Genomic DNA, 19,555 nt, shown 5'->3' with positions numbered 1-19,555 from the left:
CACCCACTCAATCCGCGAAAGGATCAGGTTGATGCGGGTTCGTCGACAGCCAGACGGATTTGGTCTGCATGAAGCAGCGCATCCCTTCCCAGCCGTTTTCGCGCCCGTAGCCTGATTGTTTCATGCCTCCAACCGGCGACTGGGTGGCTGCGTTGAAGTAGTTGTTGATATAGACGGTCCCGGCCTCGATCCGGGACGCCACCCGCATCGCGCGTGCGACATCGCGGGTCCAAATCCAGGCGGCCAGCCCGTAAACCGCATCATTGGCGATGCGAATGGCCTCGGGCTCCTCGGTCCAGGCTTCGGTGCTGACAACCGGGCCAAAAACTTCGTTTTGCGCCAGATCGGCAGAGTTCGGGACATCAGAAAAGATGGTGGGACCGATATAATAGCCCTTGTCCCGGCAGGCTGTGCGTCCGTCCAGTCGCAGGTTGTGACCGGCCTCCTCAGCGGCGGCGATCCGGCTCAGAACAGATTCATAATGTGGCCGGTTGGCTATCGGCCCGATTTGGGTTGCGGGATCAAGCGGGTCGCCGACCCGCTCCTTTTTCACGACATCCACCAGGCGGTCGGTGAAATCTTCGATCACTTCGGCATGCACCAGCAGGCGCGAGCCGGAAATGCAGCTTTGCCCACCGGGTGGAAATATCCCGGCAGCCACGCCATTCACCGCCAGTTCCAGATCCGCATCCGGAAACACGATTTGCGGCGACTTGCCGCCCAGTTCCATCACCACCGGTTTGACCTGTTGCGCAGCCGCGATTGCTGCGGCCCGCCCGCCAGCAGTGCCGCCGGTAAAACTGACCATGCGCACATCCGGGTGTTCGATCATCGGTTTGGCGGTTGTCGGCCCATACCCTGTGACCACATTCAGAACCCCGGGTGGCAGATCGGCCTCGAGCAAGATGTCCATCAGCTCAAGCGTCGAACAACTGGAATGCTCCGAAGGTTTGATCACAACGGTATTTCCCGCCGCCAGACAAGGCGCAAGCTTCCAGATCAGCGTACCCAACGGAGAGTTCCACGTCAGCACCTGTGCCACCACGCCGAACGGCTCCCATGTCATGTAGTTGTGGATGTCCGGTGCCTCGGCCGGTATCACACGGCCTTCGAACTTGTCGCACATGCCTGCGTAATAATGCCAACTGTCGACCTGCCACTGACCCGGTTGCAAGCCCGGCGTGATCATGGAAGGCAGCTTGCCGTTGTCCTGTGTCTCAATCACCCCAAGTCGCTCGGCGTGTCGGGAAATCACGTCCCCGATCCGGCGCAGCACCCGCCCGCGTTCGGCGGGCTGCATTCGTCCCCAGGGTCCGTCGTAAAATGCCTTTCGCGCCGCCTCGACCGCTCGGTTCACATCTGTTTCGCGGCAGTCCGGTACACGGGCCCATACTTCTCCGTTGGCGGGGTTTTCGCTGTTGATATATGCGCCGCCCGCCGGGTCGTGCCATTGGTTGCCGGTAAAGTACCGAAAGGTCCGGATATTGCTCATGACGCGGTCTCCATTGGATGTTCAGCGGGACGAGGTGCCCGGCCAAGGATCATGTCGGCGGCTTTCTCGGCCATCATCACAACGGTTGCATAAAGGTTTCCGGTGATCTGAGCGGGCATGGCCGAGGCATCGCAAACCCGCAGCCCCTCAACCCCGTGCACGCGCAGTTGGGAATCCAGCACATCACCCATCCGGGCAGTGCAGCACAGGTGATGGCCGGTATAGGCGGTTCTTCGGATAGCATCGGTAATCTGCGCATCGGTTTTGGCCCCAAGCCACGGGCCGATTTCACCCGTCAGATATTGCGCGATCTGGGGTTGTGCCATCACCTCGCGCATCGTGGCAACGCCACGCTTCAGACACTCCAGGTCGCGGGAGTCGGCGAAGTATTTGGGGTCGATGACCGGGTGCAGAAGAGGGTCCGGGCCGGACAATCGAACCGTACCCTCCGAGATCGGGCGTTCCAGATTGATGTCGATCTGCACACCAGGTCGCGCCATCTTTCGCCCACGCACCAGTAACTTGCGGCCTAATCGGTTCAGCAACGGCACAGTTTCATGCGCACCGTCACCCAGGTTTTCCTCAACCACCATCGGGGTCATGTGCACCTGAAGCTCGGGCCATTTGGGGTCGTCGAAGGCGTGAAACAGCACTGTCGAGAAAAAAGCGCCGCCCCCGGGGCCCGATCCGTTCAGCAACCATCGTCCCATCAGCAGAGCTGCCCTGTCCAGACGCTGATGTTTGGCGTGGCTCAGGTCCGCGCGGTCCGATCCGAACTGCATCGACACATTCGGGTGATCCGAAAGATGCGCGCCAACCGAGGGCAGGTCGGCCAAAACCTCGATATCATGAAACCGCAGATGATTTGCCGGTCCAATCCCCGACAACATCAACAACTGCGGCGTCCCGATGGCGCCCTGACACAGGATCACTTCGCGCTCTGCCCGGATGACCTCACCCGTCAAGGTCAGCAGTCCGACGGCACGGCAGTCTTCGGTGACAACCCGCACAACATGAACGCCAGTGCGGACGGTCAGGTTCTTTGGCCGGGATTTCAGGTAGGCAATCGCCGCCGACTGCCGGACGCCTTTGGCAACCGTGCTGTCATTGCGCGCCACACCTGTTCTGTGCGGACCGTTCAGATCGTCCAGTTCGCGATGCCCGGCGGCAGCCGCCGCCGCGATAAACGCCTGATCCATCAGGCCGAAATTGCGCGCCGGTTCCGTCTTCAGGGGGCCATCCACGCCATGCCAGGCATCCCGTCTGTCACGTGCACCTTCGGCCCGGCGGAAATAGGGAAGGACCTCGACGTAAGACCATCCGGTCAGCCCCTTCTGCCGCCACAGATCATAATCCGCCGCGACACCGCGCATGTAGATCATGCCATTGACGATCGAGGACCCGCCCAGCGCCTTGCCACGCGGATAGTAAACACAACGGCCCTCCAATCCGGGCTGAGCAACGGATGTATAGCCCCAGTCCAGCCTTGGGTTGCCGAACACGAATCCGTTCCCCGCAGGCATCCGAATAAACAGATCGCGCCCCTCTCCGCCCGCCTCGACCAGACAGACCGATATGTCCGGATCTTCGGCCAGCCGCGCCGCTAGAACGCATCCGGCCGAGCCGCCTCCGGCGATGACATAATCGAACGAACCACTCATTGCGGCAACCTGTCCAGAATGGCGCCGGTCATCTCGGCGCCGGTTGCTGCGCCGCCCAGATCGGGCGTCATGATCCCGTCCCGCAATGTGGCAGAGACAGCCCTGTGCAGGTGGTTTTCAGGGTCGGGCAGGCCAAAGCTGTATTTGAACATCATCCCGACCGACAGGATCGTCCCCACCGGATTGGCGATCCCCTGACCCGCAATGTCCGGCGCAGACCCGGCGGTGCTTTCATACATGCCAAACACCGGACCACGGGCGGGACTGGCGCTCAGACTGGCCGAGGGCAGCATACCCAGTGACCCCGCATACACCGCCGTCAGATCGCTGAGCACATCGCCCATCTGATTGCAGCACAACACGACATCAAAATCAGCAGGCCGCTGCATCAGCTGATAGGCGCAATTGTCGGCGAACATGTTTTCGAATTCGACATCCGGGTATTCCTGCGCTACCTCGGTCACGACGTTGCGCCACAGTTTGTAGCTTTCCATGACATTGGATTTGTCGCAGCTGACCAGACGCCTGCGCCGTTCGCGAGCCAGCTGAAACCCACCATGCGCAAACCGGGCGACTTCGTTTTCGTCATAAGCGGTCAGGTCATAACCCTGCCGCACCCCATCGACCCGACGCTGGCCGCGTTCGCGGGCAAACATCGCGCCGCCACACATTTCGCGCAGGATCAGCACGTCCGCCCTGTCGGCAACACCGGCCCGGAACGGGGTCCGGTTCATCAATCCTGCCCATGCCCGCGCGGGCCTTAGTCCCAGATAGGTCTGCAGATGGTGGCGCAGATACATCAGCCCGTCCTGGCATTCCGCGCCGCCGGATACCCGGATGTCATCCCAGTCGGGTCCGCCGACCGCGCCCACCAGAACAGCATCCGATGCCTTTGCAAATTCCAGATCCTCGGGCGTGCAAAACGTGCCATGCACCTCCCACGAAGCGCCGTGCAGCAGCCCGTGCCTGACGCACAGCGCAATACCGCATCGCTGCGCCAGCACTTCGGCCACCTGCAGTCCATAGCCCACGATCTCGGGACCGATGCCATCGCCACCCAGCGCAAGAATCGTCTTTCCCATGGAACGACCCTGATTTGGTTCCGCAAACAGATTTGCCCGCTTGCAGCGAAAGAAAAAGACGGAAATGATGAATGAATATTGTTCTTACAATGAATGATTGTGACGCATGTCCATTCCCCTGCACCAGATCAACGCCTTCGACGCCGCCGCGCGCCACCTTAGCTTTTCCCGTGCAGCCGAGGAGTTGAACGTGCTGCAACCCGCGATCAGCCGCCATATCGCGGCGCTTGAGGCGGAACTGGGGACCCAGCTTTTTGCCCGCACCAAGCCCCGCCTTACCCTGACAGAAGACGGGGTTTTGCTGGCCAAGGCAGTGTCACAAGGATTCGGGGCCATCCGAGGCGGGCTTGACGCGGTGCGAACCCGCGCGCACGAGGACACGATCGTGGTCAGCGCCAGCATCGGTTTCACCAGCCTTTACCTGTTGCCGAGACTGGCCGGGTTTCAGGCGGATCACCCCGACACCAAGCTCCAGATTGTCACCCGGGATCAGAACCCAGACTATGATCCGGCAAAATGTGACGTCGTTATTCTTTTCGGCGAACACGGCATTCCGGGTTGCCCATCGCTGCAAATATTCCCCGAGCGCATGGTGGCCATTTGCCGCCCCGACCTGTTGCACGACGGGCAACCCTATTCCCGCGCGGCATTGGCCGGGCAAAAACTGCTGCATATGTCCGAGCGTGACCATAACGGCGATTGGGGGCGGTATTTCCAGGGAACCGGAAAGAAAGTGCCGCCACCACCCGGCCATGACACCTACCTCAGTTTCATGGTCTATCTGCGCGCCATTCAGAACGGTCTGGGCATCGGTATTGGCTGGCGGCCCTTGATTGACGAGTTTCTTGCCAACGGAACCCTTGCGCTGGCCTGTGACCACGAGCATGAAAGCAAACGCGGCTACTTCTGCTCGGTCACGGCTTTGGGGAAAACAAAAACCGGCGCCCATCTGTTTCAGAACTGGATCGCGCAGGCGGCATGATGCGCGGTCCAGTGCCCGCCGACAACAGCGTTTTCACTTTTCTGCTTGCAGGTTTCTCGCCATGATCGAACCACCGTGCAGGCGCAGCGGATCGCAGCAACCCGATACAGGATAGCCCCATGAACAGATCGGAAAATCCCGGCCCCGCAACAACGCCGCGCACACGCGCCAAGGCCCGCCACATTCTGGATAACTATTATATCGGACCGGCCGGAGACGGCTCAGTTCTGGAAATTTGGGGCTATACGGACCGCATGTCCTATGCACCGGGCGATCGGGTTGCGTTGCGGGTTTCGACCACTGCCCAAAACTGGACACTGGAAATTGGCCGCGACGGGCAGGATTACGAGCCGCTGCTTCACGAAACCAACCTGCCCGGCATGCACCAAACCACCCCGCCGGACTGTTCGGTGAATGGATGCGACTGGGCAGTCGCCTACAAATTCACCATCCCCGATGACTGGCGCCCGGGCGGATACCTGATCACCTTCAGTGCGGAACAGGACGGCGACCGGGTCGAAGAGCATCACCTGTTTCTGCTGCGCCGCGCGGCGGATCGCGTGCCCGCCCCTTACGTTCTGGTCTGTGCCACCGGCACCTGGCTGGCCTATAACTGCTGGGGAGGTTCGAACCATTATCAGGGCATTACCGGACCCGACGGTGATGCATTTTCACCCGTGGTTTCGACCCGGCGCCCCTGGACCCGTGGGTTTTGTAAACTGCCCCACGGCGCCCCGCGCGCGGTTCCCGAAGCCCCGCATGTGCCCGGTGGAATGGTACGTTACCCCTACATGGAATGGGCCTATTCCTATGGGTACTCCAAGAAATACGCCTCGGCCGGCTGGGCCAGTTACGAGCGGCATTTTGCTGTGTGGGCCGAAGCGAACGGTTTTGATCTGGACTTTGCCACTCAGCACGATCTTGATGCTGACCCGGACCTGCTGAACCGCTACAAATGTGCGATTTTCGTGGGTCACGACGAATACTGGTCTGCCCCGATGCGCCACGCCGTGGACCGGTTCACCGAAAACGGCGGCAAGATGGCGCGGTTTGGCGGAAACTTCCTATGGCAGACCCGGATCCAGGATCAGGGCCGTCAGCAGGTCTGCTACAAATACAATGCCGATCAGGATCCTCTGGTAGGAACAGACCGGGATAATCTGGTCACTTCCGCATGGGAGGTCGCCCCCACCAACTGGCCCGGCGCACAGACCTTTGGCGCAAACGGGCTGGGGGGCGTGTATGCCAGCCTCGGACGTTGCGCGGGTCAGGGCAGTGGCGGTTTCACCGTCTATCGCCCCCGGCACTGGGCGTTTGCAGGCACTCAACTGGGTTACGGCGACCAACTGGGGGCGACCTCGCGCATTTTCGGGTACGAGGTGGATGGCGTCGATTACCGGATGGAGGATGGCCTGCCCTTTGCCACCGGATATGACGGCACCAATCCAGAGGTCGAAATCCTTGCGCTGGGTCTGGCTACAAATGTCGAACCCGACCACGGCGTCTGGGGTGAAACCGTCTACATCGGTAACGATGATGCCAGTTTCAAAGCGCAGGCAATCTTTGGAGAGGTCACCGAAGAAACGCTGGACCGTAGCACCCGCGGCAACGGGGTGATCGTGCACTGGCACCGCGGCAAGGGTGAGGTGTTCAACGCCGCCACCTGTGAATGGGTCATGGGGCTGACCCGGCGGGATTGGCAGGTTGAACGGATCACAAGGAACGTACTGACCCGGTTCGGTATCTGAACGTCGCGGACGCCGCGGTTGCTTTGCGTGCTATTGGGTGCAGGCCAAACCGGCAATCGGGTCTGTGCGGGAAACTTCCTTTACCTGAGCAACATCGCCGCAAACAACCTGAAGCCGCAGCATCCCTGCGTTCGGAAACCTGTCGAAATACGCGAACTTTACTCGATCAAGCTGCTCTGCGTTCTGGCAAGTGATCCGATAGTCGGCAACAAATTCCATATGCCGTTCGTCACCTGCCTTGTCGCTCTGCCCCTGTGCGACGCTGGTCAGCGTTACATTCGCTGACGCGTTAAAACAGCCAGCTTCGACCGGAGGTTCAAACAACTTCAGCGGTTTGGACAGGTCCGACACGGCCCGGGCTACCAGCACGCGATCGTCGTTGTTTTCCGCCGGATGTTCGAACCCGACGATGTCCGCTCCGGGCGCGGAAAATGAGAGCTGTATGCTCGTATCGGAGTGGGTAACGATCAGTGTTCCCGTACCGTGGCTATGTGATTGAGAAATATTGGATTCTTCGGCCAGAACAACGACTGGCATCAGGGAAAATGCGACCATCGCTGCTTTCATAACCAGTGCACCGTTCAAAAAGAATCACTGGCTTTATTGTATTCCGATCCGTCAATCGCGCAATGTCAGCACCCCAACCAGACCTCGCCAGATATGGGTAGGGGGCGCGGTCGGAACATAATACGACTATTTCCGACAATAAAACTCAGGTTGACATTCCTGACTAATTAAATCAGCTATAGACAGAACGGTGCCTGCCACAAGACACCCGAACTATTGTTTCTGACAGGAAAGAAAATCATCATGACCAAACGCTTTGCCACAGCGGGTACGTTGACACTACTTGCCGCAACTTCAGCAATTGCCGCTGATGCGCCCTCCCGGGCGGACGTTCTGAACACCTATGCCAATATCGCCGAAGCCACGTTTGAAGACAGCCTGATTGCCGCGAAATCCCTGCAAACCGCCGTCGACGCACTGATTGCCGATCCGTCCGACGCCACGCTGAACGCCGCACGCGCCGCTTGGATTGCGGCCCGCGTGCCCTATCAGCAGACCGAAGTCTATCGCTTCGGCAACGCCATCGTCGACGACTGGGAAGGCAAGGTGAACGCATGGCCACTGGATGAGGGGCTGATCGACTATGTCGACGCCTCCTACGGCGGACCGACCGACGAGAATGAGTTTGCGGCGCTGAACGTCATCGCCAACCCCAGTTTCGATCTGTCCGGCAACACTATCGACGCCGCCGAAATCACGCCCGAATTGCTGAGTGAAACCCTGCACGAAGCAGACGGCATCGAGGCCAACGTCGCAACCGGCTATCACGCCATTGAATTCCTGCTTTGGGGCCAGGATCTGAACGGCCACGGCTCGGGCGCGGGAAACCGTCCTTATACCGACTATGCGCAGGGTGACGATTGCACCGGCGGCAACTGCGATCGCCGCGCACAGTATCTGAGCGCCGCAACCGAACTGCTGGTCAGCGATCTGGACTGGATGGCCACCCAGTGGCAGTCAGGCGGTGCGGCACGCGCCGCACTGGCCGAAAGCGACAAGGCCGGTGTCAGCGCCATCCTCACCGGCATGGGCTCGTTGTCCTATGGCGAACAGGCGGGTGAGCGGATGCGCCTTGGCCTGATGCTGAACGACCCCGAGGAGGAGCATGATTGCTTCTCGGACAACACTCACAACAGCCATTACTACGACGGGCTGGGCATTCAGAACGTCTATCTGGGCAGCTATACCCGCATCGACGGCACACCGGTTTCCGGTGCGTCGCTGTCGGACCTGGTACTGGCCACCGACCCGTCGCTGGACGCTGAGATGAAGGTCAAACTGGCAAACACCATGCAAGCGCTGGGTCGTCTGAAATCGACAGCCGAGGCAGGCTTTGCCTACGACCAGATGCTGGAACGCGGCAATGAAGGCGGTGAGGTCCTGATCATGGGCGGTGTGAACGGCCTGATCGACCAGACCAAGACCATTGAGCGTGTCGTGGCTGCGCTGGACCTGGATCAGGTCAGCATCGAAGGCTCGGACAGCCTAGATAACCCAGGTTCGGTGTTCGAATAAGACCTGTCTGGCCGGGCACCCCCTCCCGGCCTGACTGAACCGGAAGCATCTGAACGTGGGTGCTTCCGGATATCCGGATCACCGGGGTTTGATGTGAAAAGCCGCATCCGAACCCCCAACTGACATCAAAGCTCGACCGCAAAATGGGCACATTACCATGATCATCTGCCACTGCACACATATCTCGGACCACGACATCCGCGCCGCGATCGACTGGATGCGCGCGTCTGACCCGCACACGGTGATCACGCCCGGAAAAATCTACCATGCGCTTGGGAAATCAGCGGATTGTGGCGGATGCATGCCGCTTTTTCTCGACTCGATGCGGTCCTGCGATAATCTGGAAGTCCCCATGCAACTCCGCGCCCTGCGCAGCGGAGCAACACAGGAGAGTGCAGATGAAAGGCGACCCCAAAGTCATCGAATACCTCAACAAATCCCTGCGGCATGAACTGACGGCGGTCAGCCAGTACTGGCTGCACTACCGCCTGCAAGAGGATTGGGGCCTTGGCCATATGGCCAAGAAAAGCCGCGAGGAAAGCATCGAAGAGATGGGCCATGCCGACAAGCTCATCGAACGGATCATCTTCCTGGAAGGGCATCCCAATCTGCAAAAACTCGATCCTCTGAGGATCGGCCAGACCCCGAAGGAAACGCTGGAATGCGACTTGGCGGCGGAACAGGATGCCCGCGCGCTTTATGTCGAAGCCCGGGAATATTGCCGCGAGGCGGGCGATTATGTGTCGATGTCATTGTTCGAGGATTTGATCAGTGATGAAGAAGGCCATATCGACTTCCTCGAAACGCAGCTCGACCTGTATGAAAGGATCGGCGAAGCCAATTATGCTCAGCTCAACGCGTCGAAAATGGACGACGTGGACTAAACTCTGTCTTTTGTCGGTGGTCACGTGCGTGGCCACCCCCTCCCTGTCCGCCGAACTGCGTGACATTCATCTGAACTTCCAGCCCAGAACCGAGGAAGAGCGCAACCGGATCTCCGCCGTCACGGCGTTGCCCGATGATTTCAGCGCGCCGCAACGGTTCGAGGACCTGCCCGCCGGGGCGGCCACCGTGCGGGCGCGCCAGGACGCCGATGCCTTTTCACAACCCTCGGGCAATCTGAGCTTCGAGCAGGAGCTGGATTTCCGAGTCGGCAACGGGCTGTTCAGAAAGATTTGGGTCTCGTCCCCCGCATCTACATTGGCCTCGGACGGTCTGGGCCCGCTTTACAACGCCCGATCCTGTCAGCGATGCCACATCAAGGACGGGCGCGGCCATACGCCCAACGGCCCGGACGACAGCGCGATATCGATGTTCCTGCGCGTGTCTGTTCCCGGTGGCCCCGACGACGGGTATTCCGAGATCGAGGACTACATCGCCACCCGACCCGAACCGAATTACGGCGGCCAGATGCAGGACCTGGCCTTGCCCGGCCATCCGGCCGAATACCGGCTGGATATCGCATATGATGATGTCCTCGTTGAACTGTCGGAAGGCGAAACTGCCATCCTGCGCCGCCCGACCTACAGCGCAACAGATCTGGGATACGGCCCGTTGCACCCGGGCGCGATGCTCAGCCCCCGCGTGGCGCCACAGATGATCGGATTGGGGTTGCTTGAAGCCATCCCGGTCGACGATCTGCTGGCCAACGCCGATCCCGAAGATATGGATGGCGACGGAATTTCCGGACGCCCGAACATCGTCTGGTCAGCGGAATTTGGTGAACCCATGTTGGGCCGGTTCGGCCATAAGGCCGGAATGCCGACGATAATGGAACAATCCGCCGCCGCCTTTGCCGGTGACATCGGCATTTCCAGCCCGCTCTACCCGGCCCCGCACGGCGATTGCACTGACCGCCAGACTGCTTGCGTTGCGGCCCCCCATGGCGATCAGGACATTCGGGAATTCGAAATTGACCAGCAGGGCATGGACCTGGTTGCATTCTACAGCCAGAACCTTGGCGTTCCGGCCCGACGCGATGTGAATGATCCGCAAGTGCTGCGCGGGAAAGAGGTGTTCTACACCTCCGGCTGTGTTTCCTGCCATACGCCCGCTTTCGTCACGCACCGCATGGACGACCGGCCAGAACACAGCTTTCAGTTGATCTGGCCGTATTCCGACCTGCTGCTGCACGACATGGGCGAGGGACTTGCAGACAACCGCCCCGAAGCCCGCGCCGATGGCCGGGAATGGCGCACCGCACCGCTGTGGGGCATTGGCTTCACCGAACAGGTGTCCGGCCATACCCAGTTTTTGCATGACGGGCGCGCCCGGTCGCTGCTTGAAGCCATCCTGTGGCATGGGGGTGAGGCGCAGGCGGCGCGGGACAGTGTTGTTTCGATGCCAAAAGCCGACCGCAATGCCCTTGTGCGTTTCCTCGAAAGTCTCTGATTCATGCGAATTCTCACCTTACTGGCTGCCCTCATACTGCCAATAGCTGTCCACGCTCAGGATCGTCAGGCTGTACTCGCGGACACGGTGCAATCCCACATCCTGCCGCGTTTTGCGCAGCTTGCAGACACGTCCGGGACACTGAAAGCATCGTCGCAAGCGGATTGCTCAATGGACGCCCCCGATCTGCAGGCGGCTTATCACGATGCCTTCGACGCATGGATTTCTGCCAGCCACCTGCGCTTTGGCCCATCGGAAACCGATGACCGCGCCTTTGCCCTGGCGTTCTGGCCCGACAGTAAAGGTTTCACGCCCAAGGCGCTGTCTGGACTGATCGCCCGGGAAGATGATGCGGTCTATTCCGCCGAAGGTTTCGCGGAAACATCCATCGCGGGACGCGGTTTCTTTGCTTTGGAGCAGGTTCTGTTCGACTCGCAACTGTCCGTGGCAGGCGCGGATGACTATCGCTGCGCTGGTTCGGGCCATCGCGACAGATATCGAACGGAATGCGCGGGCTATCGACAACGACTGGCAGTCCTATGCCGGCAAAATGGCTCGACCCGGACCCGACGGCCCCTACCGGTCCGATGATGAAGCGATGCAGGAACTGTTCAAAGCCCTGATCACCGGTCCGGAGTTTAACGCCGACACCCGCCTTGGCCGCCCCATGGGAACGCATGACCGCCCCCGCCCCAACCGGGCCGAGGCACGCCGGTCCGAACGATCCCTGCGCCATGTGGAATTGTCGCTGATCGCCTTGCGCGATCTTGCCGCGCATCTGTCGACTGGTCATCCCGGGATTGCCGATGATCTGGACGCCACCTTTGCAAGAGCCATAAGCCGGGCACAATCACTGGACGATCCGGCCTTTGCGGGTGTCGCCGATCCACAGGGACGCATCCGGGTCGAAGCGCTGCAACAGTCGATCAACGACATCCGCGCTATTGCCTCTACCGAACTCGGCCCGACCCTTGGCATCAGCGCCGGGTTCAACTCACTGGACGGAGACTGATCCGCATGACCACCCGCCGCCGCTTTCTGGCCGGTCTGACCGCCGCCGGTCTTGCCCCCATGAAAGGGTGGGCGTCGGTGGGCGGCCCGGACTATCTGGCTGCGGCGTTATTCCCGGATGCTACGTACCGCCTGGCCGGGTTGGATGTGAACGGAACCATCCTGTTTTCCCTGCCATTGCCCGCCCGGGGCCACGCCGCCGCCGCGCATCCACACTTGCCGCAGGCGGTGGCCTTTGCCCGCCGTCCCGGTACCTTTGCCGCGGTGATTGATTGCGCCACTGGGGTGCAAATCGCCGGGTTGCAGGCCCCAAAAGGGCGCCATTTCTATGGCCACGGTACCTATTCGCGAGATGGAACAAGGCTGTACACGACCGAAAACGACTATGACGCTGGCGCGGGCATCATCGGCATCTGGAACGGCCAAGATTACACTCGGATCGGAGAGATTTCCTCGGGCGGTATCGGCCCGCACGACTTGCGCCTGATGCCGGATGGCGTTTCTTTGGTCGTCGCCAATGGCGGGATCGAGACCCATCCCGACACGGGCCGCACCAAGCTGAACCTGCCGGTGATGCAACCCAACCTGACCTATCTTGACCTGTCCGGCGACATTCTGGAGACGGTGGAACTGCCGCGCGCGATGCACAAGAGCTCGACCCGTCATCTGGCGGTGCGCCGGGATGGACTTGTTGCCTTTGCCATGCAATGGCAGGGCGACGCGACTGCTCACCCGCCGTTATTGGGCCTGCATCACCGTGGTCAGGCGCCCAGGCTTTTGGCGGCACCCGACACCGATCAAGCCACGCTTCAAGGCTACGCAGGAAGTATCGCGTTTTCTGCCAATGGCGAAACCGTCGCGATCACCTGCCCGCGCGGCAACGCGTTGCATCAGTTCAATGTCGCAGACGGGCGACTGGCCAGCATCCACCAGCTTGACGATGTATGCGGGTTAAGCGCAGGGCCCAAGGGGTATGTCTTTACCACCGGCACCGGAGTGATCGGCAGCCTGAGCGGCATCAGCGCCAACAATTTGGCCCAACTGGACTGCCAATGGGACAACCACCTGATCCCTGTCCGGGCGTTTGGCTGAACCTCGGCATTTTCCGTCGCATAGATTAAACTTGGACGAATCAAACTGCTACCGTATTGGCGGGCGCAAAACCGGCACTCCAGACTTACAAGGACTGACTTGATTGAAACACACGCCCAACGCACCGCATTCCATCTACGGGGTTGAAAAATGGGGCAAAGGCCTCATCGAGGTGACGAAGCAGGGCGAGATCGGTCTGTGCAATCCCATGGCGCCAGAGGCTGCGGCAATCAGCCTGCCCGGCATCCTGAGCGACCTTGAGGAACGCGGCATCAGGGCCCCGATGCTTTTGCGTATCAGTTCCTACCTGGAAAACGAGATCGCTCATATCAATGAAAGCTTCCGTGATGCGATTGCCCGTACCGGGTACAAGGGGCACTATCGCGGTGTCTTCCCGATCAAGGTGAACCAACAGGCGCAGGTCGTGGACCGGATCGTCGAGTTCGGGAAGAAGTACAATTACGGCCTGGAAGCCGGATCGAAACCCGAACTGGTGATCGCGCTTGCCCATCGTCTGGCCAGCGAAGCGCTAATTGTGTGCAACGGCGTCAAGGATGCGGAGTTCATCCAACTGGCAATCCTCAGCCGCAAGATCGGCTTTAACACCGTCATCGTGCTGGAAAGCCCGAAAGAGGCTGACACGGTGATCGAGGTCTATAACGATCTGGGCATCGAACCCCTGATCGGTGTGCGGGTCAAACTGACCAACCAGATCAGCGGCAAATGGGAAGAAAGCTCGGGCGACCGGTCCGCCTTTGGCATGAACACCGATCAGCTGGTCGCTACTGTCGACAAACTGAAAGCGGCCGGTCTGCTGCATTGCCTGAAGCTGCAGCACTCGCATCTCGGATCTCAGGTGCAGGACGTCAACGACGTGCGCCGCGCCGTGGGCGAGGCCTGCCGGTACTACACCGAACTGACGCGCGAGGGCGTGCCGCTGACCCATCTGGACCTCGGCGGCGGCATGGGTGTGGACTATACAGGCGAAAAGAAAGCCGCCGAGAACTCGATCAACTACACGGTCGAGGAATACTGCGCCAATGTCGTCGAAACCGTGGCCTACGCGATGGATGAGGCCGAAGTGGCCCACCCGACTCTGGTCACCGAAAGCGGTCGCGCTGTGGTGGCAACCTCGTCGATGCTGCTGTTCAACGTGCTGGAAAGCACGCTCTACGATGCGCCCAACGGGCCCGAGGTGGAACCCGATGACCACCATATGGTTTCGGACCTGGCCGCTGTGTCCAGTTACCTCAGCAGCGACCGGTTGCAAGAATGCTGGAACGACGCCACCTTCTATCGCAATGAACTGCGTGCCCTGTTCCGGCGCGGCTATGTCGACCTGCGCCAGATGGCCCGGGCCGAGCGCATCTACCTGTCGCTGATGACCCGCCTCAAGGCGCTTGCGGCCAGCAACGATCTGGAAACCGATGTGGACGACCAGCTTGAAAAAGTGGCCGATATCTACCACTGCAACTTCTCGCTGTTTCAGTCCCTGCCCGATGTCTGGGCCATCGACCAGTTGCACCCGATCGTCCCGCTGCAGGGACTGAACGAAACACCCGACCGCCGCGCGGTCCTGTCCGACATCACCTGCGACAGCGACGGCAAAATCGACCGCTTCATCCTGGCCGATGGTGTCTCTCCCAGCCTGCCGGTGCATTCGCTGCCTGAAGAAGACGAATACTACATGGGCGTCTTCTTCGTCGGCGCCTATCAGGAAACACTGGGCGATCTGCACAACCTGTTTGGTGATACCAACGTTGTCACCATCGACCTGCGCGCTGACGGCGGCTTCGACCTGCTGCACGAACAGGAAGGCGACACCATCTCCGAAGTTCTGTCCTATGTCGAGTTTGACCCCGGCGATTGTGTCGCTGCCTTCCGCAAAATGGTGGACGAGGCGATCTCGACCGGTACTCTGAAAGCCAAGGACCGCAAAACCCTGATGAGCGCCTACCGCGACTCGATCAACGGCTACACCTATTACGAATAACCCCCTGTGAGAGGAGAAAACCCCATGGGCAAAACACTGGTTGTCGGCGCAGGCGGCGTATCCCACGCCGCCGTGCACAAGATGGCAATGAATTCAGACATCTTCACCGAGATTACTCTGGCCAGCCGCACGAAATCGAAATGCGACGCCATCGCCAAATCGGTGAAAGAACGTGTTGGCGTTGATATCGCCACCGCAGAACTGGACGCCTACAAGGTCAAAGACACGGTCAAGCTGATCAAGGAGACCGGCGCGGAAATCCTCGTGAACCTCGCCCTGCCCTATCAGGATCTGGTTCTTATGGATGCATGTCTTGAGGCCGGTATCCATTACCTCGACACCGCGAACTACGAGCCCGAGGATGAGGCCAAGTTCGAATATCACTGGCAGTGGGCTTATCAGGAGCGGTTCAAAGAGGCTGGCCTGACCGCCATCCTCGGCTCGGGTTTCGATCCGGGTGTGACCAGTGTGTTCGCCAAATGGCTCAAGAAACACAAGCTGGACACCATTCGTCAGATCGACGTTCTGGACGCCAATGGCGGCTCGAACGATCAGGAATTCGCCACCAACTTCAACCCGGAGATTAACCTTCGCGAAGTATTGGCCGAAGTGCGCCACTGGGAAGGTGGCGAGTGGAAGCACTCCCCCGCCATGACCCATAAGGTCGAGTTTGACTTCCCCGCCATCGGCCCCAAAAACATGTACCTGATGTATCACGAGGAACTGGAGTCGCTCTCGACCCACTTCCCCGAGATCGAGCGTGCCCGCTTCTGGATGACCTTCGGTGACGCCTATATCACCCACGCCAAAGTGCTGGAAAATGTCGGCATGACCCGCATCGACCCGGTGATGCATGACGGCAAGGAAATCATCCCGATCCAGTTCCTGAAAACCCTGCTGCCCGATCCTGGCGATCTGGGCGCGGAAACCAAGGGCAAAGCCTGCATCGGCGACATCGCCACGGGTCAGGCCAAGGATGGCTCGGGCGAGAAGACTTATTACATCTACAACATCTGCGACCACGAGGAATGCTATGCCGAGGTCGGCAGCCAAGCGGTCAGCTACACCACCGGTGTCCCTGCCATGATCGGCGCGGCACAGGTTCTGAAGGGCAACTGGACCGAGCCGGGCGTCTGGAACATGGAACAGCTCGACCCGGATGATTTCATGGACATGCTGAACAACCACGGCCTGCCGTGGCAGGTCCATGAACTCGACGGCCCCGTCGAATTCTGATCTGGTCTTCATCTTTTTCCAAATACTCCGGGGGTCCGGGGGCAGCGCCCCCGGCCTCTCCACCCCAAGGAGACGCCGGTTATGTCCGACATGATGACCACACAAGCCGGGGATGCCGGAGCCTTCCGCAATTTTGACCTGAGCCGTGTGCCGACCCCCTGCTTCGTGGTCGATGAAAAGGCCGTCGAGCGGAACCTGACCGTTCTCGCCGATATCGGATCCGGATCAGGCGCGCATGTGCTGAGCGCGCTCAAAGCGTTTTCGATGTTCTCGCTTGCCCCCCTGGTACGCAAACATCTCGGTGGCACCTGCGCCAGCGGCATCTACGAGGCTCGGCTGGGCCGCGAGGAATATGGCGGTGAGGTCGCCACATTCTGCGCCGGGTACAAGGACGCGGATATCGACGAGATCCTGTCACTGTCCGACCACATCATCTTCAACTCTCCGGCGCAAAAGGATCGGTTTCTCGCCAAGGCACAGGCTGCGGGCGTTCAGGTCGGCTTGCGCATCAACCCGGAACACTCCGAGGGTGAAATTCCGAAATACGATCCCTGCGCCCCCTGTTCTCGGCTGGGAACGCCCGTCAGCCAGCTCACCTCGGAAACCCTGACCGGGGTTGATGGCCTGCACATGCACACGCTCTGCGAGCAGGGATTCGAGCCGCTGCAGCGCACGTGGGACGCCGTCGAACCGAAACTCATGCCGTTCATGGGGCAACTCAAATGGCTGAACTTCGGCGGCGGGCACCATATCACCCGCGACGACTATGACCGCGACGGTCTGGTCGCTTTCATCAAGGGCATCCGCGAAACATATGGCATCGATGTCTATCTTGAACCCGGCGAAGCCGTCGCACTGGACGCAGGCGTTTTGATTGGCGAAATCCTCGACCTGCCGACCAATGGCATGAACCTTGCGATCACCGATATCTCGGCCACCTGCCATATGCCCGACGTGATCGAAGCCCCCTATCGTCCGGCTTTGATGGATGAAGCCGAGGCTGGCCACACATACCGTCTGGGCGGCCCGTCCTGTCTGGCGGGCGACGTGATCGGCGACTACACATGGGACAAGCCGCTGGAGATCGGGCAGCGCTTCGCCTTCCTGGACCAAGCCCATTACTCAATGGTCAAGACAAACACATTCAACGGCGTGCCGCTGCCGACCATCGCGCTGTGGAACAGCGAAACGGACGAACTGAAAATCATCAAAAAGTTCGGCTATGAAGACTTTAAGGACAGACTCTCATGAGCATTTTCCTCGACAGTGAACTGACCGCCTCCGAGCGCACTGAAGATGCGCGGTTCCACGTGATCCCGGTGCCGCTGGAGCGCACGGTGTCCTATGGCTCGGGCACGGCCAAAGGGCCCGAAGCAATTATCGAGGCCTCAAATGAGCTGGAGCGGATCGTCGGCAGCGCTCAACCCTGCCTGCAGGGCATCTTCACCGAGCCGCCATTGGATTGCGATGCCTCGCTGCCGGAAATCATGGAACGCCTGGCCCAACGCACCGAAGCCGCAGTGCGCGCGGGTAAGGTGCCGGTGACGCTGGGTGGCGAGCATTCGCTCAGCTACGGTGCAGTCATGGGTGTTGCCCGTGCGTTGGGTCAACCAATCGGTATTGTTCAGGTGGACGCGCATGCCGACCTGCGCAACGCCTATCAGGGCGAAAAACACTCCCACGCCTCGGTCATGCATCTTCTGGCCGAGGAAGGCATCCGACTGGCCCAGTTCGGCGTTCGTGCCTTCTGCAAAGAAGAGGCCGAGAGCCGTGTACAAAACAACGTTTTTCACGTCGATGCCGAAGAACTGGTGACCGACAACATCCACGCCATCGACCTGCCCGAAGACTTCCCGGAACTGGTTTATGTCAGCTTTGATGTTGATGGACTGGACCCGGCGATCATGCCGGCAACCGGCACCCCCGTTCCCGGTGGGCTGGCCTATTACCAGGCGCTGCATCTGGTGGAACACGCGTTGAAGGGGCGAAAATGCGTCGGACTCGATGTGGTCGAACTGGCCCCCGATGGCGATGCCGCATGGGATTTTACCGCCGCGCAGATCGTCTATCGTCTGATGGCAAGCTGCTGATCGGTTCAGGCGGGCGGCTCAGGCCCGCCTGTCATTTTTCTTAATCAATCTTGCCGTCGTCCGCCGTCTCGTTCAATTCCATGTGGCCTTCTCCCTTGTTCAGAACCCGGCGCAACATGGGTTCAAAGAACTCCAGCGGTTTGGTCGGGTAATCGGGGTCGAAGGCGCACTGGTCGTATTCGTGGCAGAAATACCGGCAGTCTTCCCAGTACGGGCTGTCACGATACTTGTCGCGGGCGTTGCGGTCGCCACCCAGGAAGTGATTGTAATAATACCCCTGAAACACGCAGTGATGCTTGAGAATCCAGTAGGTTTTTTCGCTGACATAGGGCTTCATCATCGCCGCTGACAGCTCACCATGGTTGTAGGGGGACAGGATATCGCCTGTATCATGCACCAATGCAGCGATGACGATCTCTTCGTCGGCCCCGTCGTTATAGGCACGGGTCGCGGCCTGCAGGCTGTGTTGATAACGGTTTACAGGATAGGGCGTCCACTCTTCATCGAGCGAACGGATTGCATCCAGAATGCGATCCGGCAGAGCCGCGTTATAGGCGTCTTCGTATTCCATCACCGCCAGAAAATCTTCCTTGGTGGCGTTTTCGAAACTGGTCCAGGTGGGTTTGTGGCTTTTGTCCAGCATGGCGCGTCCTTTGGCTGAAGTTGCGCATCATGATAGTGCAATCCCTGTGGCC

The 19,555-nt window shown here is 60.0% G+C and carries 16 protein-coding genes and 1 pseudogene; 12 read left to right on the top strand and 5 right to left on the bottom strand.

The window, feature by feature from the left end:
* Positions 1 to 7: 7 nt before the first annotated feature.
* The 3 genes from ACR3EQ_RS17650 to leuB are packed head-to-tail and all read right to left on the bottom strand — an operon-like array spanning position 8 to position 4,235.
* Positions 8 to 1,492, bottom strand: coding sequence for an aldehyde dehydrogenase (locus ACR3EQ_RS17650; protein ID WP_480491386.1), 1,485 nt, complete (start codon positions 1,490 to 1,492; stop codon positions 8 to 10).
* Positions 1,489 to 3,153: a GMC family oxidoreductase N-terminal domain-containing protein gene (locus ACR3EQ_RS17645; RefSeq protein WP_170816060.1), complete on the bottom strand. Its 1,665-nt coding sequence runs from the start codon at positions 3,151 to 3,153 to the stop codon at positions 1,489 to 1,491. The genes ACR3EQ_RS17650 and ACR3EQ_RS17645 overlap by 4 nt, the downstream gene beginning before the upstream one ends.
* A complete protein-coding gene (leuB, locus tag ACR3EQ_RS17640) occupies positions 3,150 to 4,235 on the bottom strand; it encodes a 3-isopropylmalate dehydrogenase (protein ID WP_170615970.1) in 1,086 nt (361 codons plus the stop codon). Before leuB ends, ACR3EQ_RS17645 begins: the two co-directional genes overlap by 4 nt.
* Positions 4,236 to 4,341: 106 nt before the next feature.
* Here leuB and ACR3EQ_RS17635 point away from each other — a divergent pair, with 106 nt between their 5' ends.
* Positions 4,342 to 5,217, top strand: coding sequence for a LysR family transcriptional regulator (locus ACR3EQ_RS17635; protein ID WP_170615969.1), 876 nt, complete (start codon positions 4,342 to 4,344; stop codon positions 5,215 to 5,217).
* A 119-nt stretch (positions 5,218 to 5,336) separates the two neighbouring features.
* Positions 5,337 to 6,965, top strand: a complete 1,629-nt coding sequence (locus ACR3EQ_RS17630) for a N,N-dimethylformamidase beta subunit family domain-containing protein (protein ID WP_170615967.1) — start codon at positions 5,337 to 5,339, stop codon at positions 6,963 to 6,965.
* A 30-nt stretch (positions 6,966 to 6,995) separates the two neighbouring features.
* On the opposite strand, the gene ACR3EQ_RS17625 is transcribed toward ACR3EQ_RS17630, so the two are convergent.
* Positions 6,996 to 7,520: a ZrgA family zinc uptake protein gene (locus tag ACR3EQ_RS17625; RefSeq protein ID WP_480491383.1), complete on the bottom strand. Its 525-nt coding sequence runs from the start codon at positions 7,518 to 7,520 to the stop codon at positions 6,996 to 6,998.
* Positions 7,521 to 7,775: 255 nt separating this feature from the next.
* Here ACR3EQ_RS17625 and ACR3EQ_RS17620 point away from each other — a divergent pair, with 255 nt between their 5' ends.
* From ACR3EQ_RS17620 to speB, 10 genes and pseudogenes are all read left to right on the top strand, one after another.
* Positions 7,776 to 9,047 carry an imelysin family protein gene (locus tag ACR3EQ_RS17620; RefSeq protein ID WP_170615963.1) on the top strand — a complete coding sequence of 424 codons (1,272 nt, stop codon included), beginning with the start codon at positions 7,776 to 7,778 and terminating at the stop codon, positions 9,045 to 9,047.
* 157 nt (positions 9,048 to 9,204) lie between these two features.
* A complete protein-coding gene (locus tag ACR3EQ_RS17615; RefSeq protein WP_170615961.1) occupies positions 9,205 to 9,498 on the top strand; it encodes a (2Fe-2S)-binding protein in 294 nt (97 codons plus the stop codon).
* The gene (bfr, locus tag ACR3EQ_RS17610; protein WP_170615959.1) at positions 9,446 to 9,931 is read left to right on the top strand and encodes a bacterioferritin; all 486 of its coding nucleotides are present in this window, start codon (positions 9,446 to 9,448) and stop codon (positions 9,929 to 9,931) included. The genes ACR3EQ_RS17615 and bfr overlap by 53 nt, the downstream gene beginning before the upstream one ends.
* Entirely contained in the window at positions 9,891 to 11,438 is a 1,548-nt protein-coding gene (locus ACR3EQ_RS17605) for a di-heme oxidoredictase family protein (protein ID WP_170615957.1), read from the top strand. Before bfr ends, ACR3EQ_RS17605 begins: the two co-directional genes overlap by 41 nt.
* 3 nt (positions 11,439 to 11,441) lie before the next feature.
* A pseudogene (locus ACR3EQ_RS17600) lies at positions 11,442 to 12,450 on the top strand (imelysin family protein).
* Between the two features lie 5 nt (positions 12,451 to 12,455).
* Positions 12,456 to 13,541: a DUF1513 domain-containing protein gene (locus ACR3EQ_RS17595; protein ID WP_170619730.1), complete on the top strand. Its 1,086-nt coding sequence runs from the start codon at positions 12,456 to 12,458 to the stop codon at positions 13,539 to 13,541.
* A gap of 103 nt (positions 13,542 to 13,644) precedes the next feature.
* Positions 13,645 to 15,534, top strand: coding sequence for a biosynthetic arginine decarboxylase (gene speA / locus ACR3EQ_RS17590; RefSeq protein ID WP_480491381.1), 1,890 nt, complete (start codon positions 13,645 to 13,647; stop codon positions 15,532 to 15,534).
* Between the two features lie 24 nt (positions 15,535 to 15,558).
* On the top strand, positions 15,559 to 16,770 hold the full coding sequence (locus ACR3EQ_RS17585; RefSeq protein ID WP_170619729.1) for a saccharopine dehydrogenase family protein: 1,212 nt from the start codon (positions 15,559 to 15,561) through the stop codon (positions 16,768 to 16,770).
* Between the two features lie 81 nt (positions 16,771 to 16,851).
* Positions 16,852 to 18,021: a carboxynorspermidine decarboxylase gene (gene nspC, locus ACR3EQ_RS17580; RefSeq protein WP_170615948.1), complete on the top strand. Its 1,170-nt coding sequence runs from the start codon at positions 16,852 to 16,854 to the stop codon at positions 18,019 to 18,021.
* Entirely contained in the window at positions 18,018 to 18,860 is an 843-nt protein-coding gene (gene speB, locus ACR3EQ_RS17575) for an agmatinase (RefSeq protein WP_480491379.1), read from the top strand. Before nspC ends, speB begins: the two co-directional genes overlap by 4 nt.
* 40 nt (positions 18,861 to 18,900) lie before the next feature.
* On the opposite strand, the gene ACR3EQ_RS17570 is transcribed toward speB, so the two are convergent.
* Positions 18,901 to 19,503, bottom strand: coding sequence for an HD domain-containing protein (locus ACR3EQ_RS17570; protein WP_170615944.1), 603 nt, complete (start codon positions 19,501 to 19,503; stop codon positions 18,901 to 18,903).
* Positions 19,504 to 19,555: the final 52 nt, after the last annotated feature.

Source organism: Ruegeria sp. AN11 (assembly GCF_056536005.1).
Note: the sequence above shows the minus strand (reverse complement) of the source record. Positions and strands in the feature narration are given on the sequence as shown.